Source organism: Candidatus Accumulibacter vicinus (assembly GCF_000584955.1).
Taxonomy (GTDB): Bacteria; Pseudomonadota; Gammaproteobacteria; order Burkholderiales; family Rhodocyclaceae; genus Accumulibacter; species Accumulibacter vicinus.
This window is the reverse complement of sequence record NZ_JDSS02000037.1, coordinates 108677-113676: the sequence shown is the minus strand read 5'-3', so window position 1 is coordinate 113676 and position 5000 is coordinate 108677. Positions and strand designations below refer to the sequence as shown.

Annotated in this window: 3 protein-coding genes and 1 pseudogene; 1 reads left to right on the top strand and 3 read right to left on the bottom strand. The window is 61.2% G+C overall.

Annotation, left to right across the window (positions count from 1 at the left end; translation table 11 throughout):
• Window positions 1-709 (top strand): M10 family metallopeptidase C-terminal domain-containing protein (locus CAPSK01_RS16335; protein WP_337958609.1); only part of this gene is annotated, 709 nt, incomplete at its 5' end.
• Between the two features lie 52 nt (window positions 710-761).
• Here CAPSK01_RS16335 and CAPSK01_RS16330 read toward each other — a convergent pair.
• The 3 genes and pseudogenes from CAPSK01_RS16330 to CAPSK01_RS16320 all read right to left on the bottom strand — a co-directional run.
• On the bottom strand, window positions 762-2108 hold the full coding sequence (locus CAPSK01_RS16330) for an HlyD family type I secretion periplasmic adaptor subunit (protein ID WP_273703871.1): 1347 nt from the start codon (window positions 2106-2108) through the stop codon (window positions 762-764).
• Window positions 2105-4249, bottom strand: a complete 2145-nt coding sequence (locus CAPSK01_RS16325) for a peptidase domain-containing ABC transporter (RefSeq protein WP_034929074.1) — start codon at window positions 4247-4249, stop codon at window positions 2105-2107. The genes CAPSK01_RS16330 and CAPSK01_RS16325 overlap by 4 nt, the downstream gene beginning before the upstream one ends.
• A 171-nt stretch (window positions 4250-4420) precedes the next feature.
• A pseudogene (locus CAPSK01_RS16320) lies at window positions 4421-5000 on the bottom strand (hypothetical protein); the annotation flags it as partial.

Below are 5000 nucleotides of genomic sequence, written 5' to 3'. Positions count from 1 at the left end.
CGGGCTCGCCGCCGCCCATGCTGCAGCCGAGATTGCGGATACGGGCAGTTCCGGTATTGACGAAGTGCGTTTCGCAGCGACCACCGCCAGTACCCTGACACTGTTTGCAGGCGATACGGGCATCGAGCGGGTAGTCCTTGGCACGGGTACCGGCGCGGTGGCCACGAGCACGGGTTCGGCAGCACTCAATGCCGATGCGTCGGCACTGGTCAACGCCATCACCATGATCGGCAATGCCGGGGCCAACATCCTGACGGGAACGGCATTTGCTGACCGGATCGAAGGCAGCGGCGGCGCCGACCAGCTTCTCGGTGGCAGCGGCAACGACACGCTGTTCGGAGGACTGGGTAACGATACCCTTACCGGCGGCAATGGTGAAGATCATTTCGTGCTCAACACGGCACCAAACGCTGCCAACAACCGGGATGTCCTCGTCGATTTCGAGTCAGGAACAGACCATATCCAACTCAGCCTGCTGGTGTTCAAGGGACTGGGAAAGACGATCGGCGCTTTGAGCGAAGCGCAGTTCTGGGCGGGTGCCGATGCGGTCAAGGGGCACGATGCGGATGACCGGGTGGTCTATAACACGAGCACGGGCTCCCTGTACTACGATGCCGATGGCAGCGGCAAGGGCGCAGCGGTGGAAATTGCGGTGTTGGGTCTTGCCACTCACCCCACGCTTGATCATGGCGATTTTCTTCTGATCTGAATGGGGGGCTCATGCGCAGGGTTGGCGAAGATGGACTCTCCCGGAACACCGCTTACGGTTCGCGGACCGACTCATCGAGTGCCTTGATCAGCGGCCATAGCAGATAGGAAATCACCGAGCGCTTGCCCACCGTGATCTCGGCGCTGATGGTCATGCCGGGAAGCAGGCGAGCGTGTTTGGGAAGCCGGTTGAGCTGGGTCGTGGTCAACCGGATACGGCCCAGGTAGTAGGCTTCGCTGCCGCCAACAGCGACGTTCTCGCGACGGAAGGCATCTTCGCTGATCGTGCGCAGCTCTCCATCCAGGGCACCGTGCAACTGGAAGGGATAGGCATCCACCTTCATGTGCACCCGGTCGCCGAGTTTGACATAACCCACGTCCGCGGATTCGATCTGGACCTCAGCCTCCAGGCCCTCTCCCAGGGGAACCAGGGTGAACAAGGCTTCGGCGGCCCTGGCGACGGAACCGGCGGACAGCTTGGCGATCTCCAGCACCACGGCGTCGGAGGGTGCGGTCAGGACCACCAACTGGTGACGTTTGTCCGCCTTCTGCAACTGCTCGTTGACCGAATCCCGCTCACGGGAGAGGGCGAGAAGTTCCTCCATGATTTTGTGTCGCCAGCCGGTCTGGAAGGACAGACGTTCGGCTTCCAGTCCAGTCCGTTCCTTCTGGAGTTCCTGCTCCCGGCTGCGGGCCATCTGGGCGCCGCGCTCCGCTTCGAGCAGGCGGTCCTGGGCGTCCAGCAGGCGGGCGCGCACCGCATACTGCTGGGCCACCAGGGGTTCGAGCATGGCGACCATTTCCCGGAGTACCTGAACGCGGGCGTTCATCGCGGTCTGGTCGCGGCGGTTGGTTTCCAGGGACGCCCGGATGCGGGCGATATTTTCATCCAGTCGTCGCATCTGGGCGAGATAGCTGGCCTGTCGCTCGTCGGCCAGGCGGCCCTGGATCTTCTTGTCATCACTGGCCATGGCATCGGTGGTGACGGTTTTGCCCGACAGTTCCGCTTCCAGTCTGGCACGTTCATTATCGAGGCTGCCCAGGCGGGTTCTCAACTGGGTTTCATCCGCTTCGGTAAACGTCGGGTCGAGGGTGGCGAGCTGCTCCCCTTTTTTCACGATCTGCCCAGGCTTGACATTGATCTGCTGGATGATGGCAGTGTCCAGCGGTTGCAGGACGATATTCGGCAGAGGTGTGATCAATCTTCCTCGGGCGGTGATCACCAGGTCGATATCCGAGAAGGTCGCCAGCAGGAGGAAGACAAGCAGTGCCAGCGCGAGGAGGTGCAGGGTGAAACTGGCCGAGCGGGGCAGTGGCCGCCGCTCGATTTCGTCCGCATCGGGCAGGAAATCCAGGGCAGGCTGATCAACCGTCTGCCGGGACCATAGCCGGCGGATCAAAGATGGCCTGTCTGCTGGTTCCATAGATGCTGGTAGGTCTGACAGCGGGAGAGCAGTTGTGTGTGCGTACCCCAGTCCGACAAGCGGCCATTCTGCATGACCAGAATCACATCGGCGTTGACCAGGGTGGACAATCGGTGGGAGATCATCATCACCGTCCTGCCCACGGCAATCCGGGACAGGTTGCGGATGAAAATGGCCTCGCTTTCCGGGTCGAGGGCGCTGGCGGCTTCGTCGAGAATCAGGATGTTGGGCCTGGCCAGCAGGGAACGGGCAATGGAAAGGCGTTGCTTCTGCCCGCCACTTAGATTCGATGCGTTCTCCTCCAGCAGCGTGTCGTATCCTTGCGGCATTCGTTCGATGAATTCGTCGGCCCCGGCCGCCTGGGCGGCGGCGACGATTTCCTCGATGCTGGCATCGGGCTTGGTGATGGTGAGATTGTCGCGAATGCTGCCGCGGAAAAGAAAATTCTCCTGCAGGACCACCCCGATCTGGCGGCGGAGATGAGACAGATCGATCTCCCGGGCATCGATGCCGTCAAAGCGGACGAGGCCTTCCTGCACCGGGTAGAGGCCCTGGATCAGCTTGGTCAGGGTCGTTTTTCCTGAACCACTGCGTCCCACGACACCCACCACGGCGCCTGCCGGAATCGTGAAGCTGGTCCGGTCCAGTGCATTGACGCTGGCACCAGGGTAGCGGAAGGTCACTTCCTCGAAGGTGATCTGTCCTTTCAGCAGGGGGCGCAGGCCACCGGCGCCGATCCGCCCTTCCGGTGGCCGGTTCATGATCTCCGCCAGCATCCGCACGGATACGGCCGTCTGCTGATATTCGTTGATCAGGCTCACGATCTGGATCAAGGGGTTGATCACTCGTCCCGACAGCATCTGAAAGGCAATCAGCACCCCGACGCTCATGGTCTGATCGAAGATGCTCTGGGCTCCGATGAAGACGATGACCACCGGCATCAGCTTGCCCAGGAATTCGGTGGCCAGGTTGCCGGCAATCGACAGTTTGCCGACTTCGAAATGGGCGTTGATGGCTTCCGCCGACAACTGGTCCCAGGCCTTGCGCTGCACCGGTTCGATGGCCAGGGCCTTGACCGTCCGCATGCCGTGGATGGTTTCCACCAACAGCGCCTGGCGGACGCCCTCGGCGCTGTTTAGCCGGTCCAGGCGTTTGCGGAAAGTGGGTAGCAAAATGGTGATGATGAGGGCGATGATGAGCGCGAATCCCAGCACGATCAGCGCCAGCTTGAAGGAGTAGGTGAACAGCAGGGGCAGGAAGATCACCAGGGCCAGGGCATCCATGCCGGCAAACAGCAAACGGCCGGTGAGGAAATGGCGAATGCCTTCCAGTTGCTGCATCTGGCGGGTGACCACCCCGGCGGTGGAGAGCTCGAAAAAGTCGATCGACAGGGAGAGCAGGTGGCCGAAAGCCCGGCGGGTGACATGCATGTCGATCTTGTTGGTCGCCGCCAACAGCAGTATCTGGCGCAGATAGCCGAAGGCCGCATCGAACAGCATGGCAATGATCACCCCGACGGTGAGCACCATCAGGGTCGATGCATTCTGGTGTACCAGCACCTTGTCGATCACCACCTGGAAAAACAGGGGTGAGGCAAGGGCCAGGACATTCATCGCCATGCCGGCGATGAACACGTCCCGGAAGGCAGTGCGCTGCTTCAGAATCTCCGGGATGAACCAGCGCAGGCCGAAAGGCTGTTGCGCATCGAAGAGCGAATGAGCCCTTTTGAGCAGGATGACATCGCCGCTCCAGATCGCGCCAAACGCCTCTTCGGAATAAAAGGTGATCGCCACCGCAGCAGCACAGGGATCGACCACCGCCACCTGTTTGCTCTCTCCCTCCTGCCGGATCCCGACCACGATCACGCCGGCACCGCTGTTGAGGCGGGCCAGCACGGGGAACACCCCTTGCTGGGCGACGAGTTTGCTCCAGGTCAGCCTGTCCGCCTTCGCCTTCATGCCGATGTCGGCGGCCATCCGCAACACCAGGGGCGCAGCCGGTTCTTCATCCGCCAGGGCGAAATCGTGGATCAGGCGTTCAGGATTGATCCTGATCCCCTGATTCTGGGCGATCGCGGCGAGGCACTGAACAACGCTGTGCGAGAATTTTTCAGTCATTACCAGGAAGTTGCTGACGTGAGGCCAGAGGCCAAGGTGTCATTGAATTGTCGATAGGCTTGCATGCTGCCAGCGGCAGCGGCGACTTTACCATTTTCCGGCAATGAACAGGCTCCAAACGGCATGCCGACCGATGGCCGTCGGGATCGGAATCGCCCGGGTATTCCGCCACTAGGTACCAGGGCGCCGGGGGCGCGCATTATCCAGGAGCGTGGTGTCCGTCTCCGGGGAGACCACCCGACAGCGTTGTTGATCGGCTTTCAGGGTGAGGCAATATTCTTCCGCCTCCACCTGACTGTTGAAATTCGCGATGTACAACTGATACCAGGATTGCTGAACGTCGTCATCTTCCTCGATGCGACCTTTGAGTCGCGGCTGGAGGCTGCGCCCTTCCATGAAAAATGGATAACGGTTGCGCAGGTCACGCCAGGTTGCATCGATCGTCGAGCGATGATAGAGCCCGGCCAGCTCCACCTGCCAGAAAGTGTCCGTGCTTGCTTGCGAACCCTCGTACACCACCGGGATGGCTTCGTCGTCAGCCGGTGCCCGGCGCTCCGCCTTCAAGCCGCCGCCCAGAGCCTGGAACAGGCTGATGTAACCCCGAAAGAATTCCATTCGGATCTTCTGGTAGTCGTCCAGGTAGCGGTGATAACTGCGCTGGGTTTCCAGCAAGCTCAGATAGTCGGTTCCTCCCACCGCGTAAACCCTGGTGTTGATATCCCAGGCACGGCGGGCGGCCTTGCTGGCTTCC

Coding starts and splice junctions, on each gene's coding strand:
- CAPSK01_RS16325 (WP_034929074.1), bottom strand. CDS start 4,249: ATGACTGAAAAATTCTCGCACAGCGTTGTTCAGTGCCTCGCCGCGATC.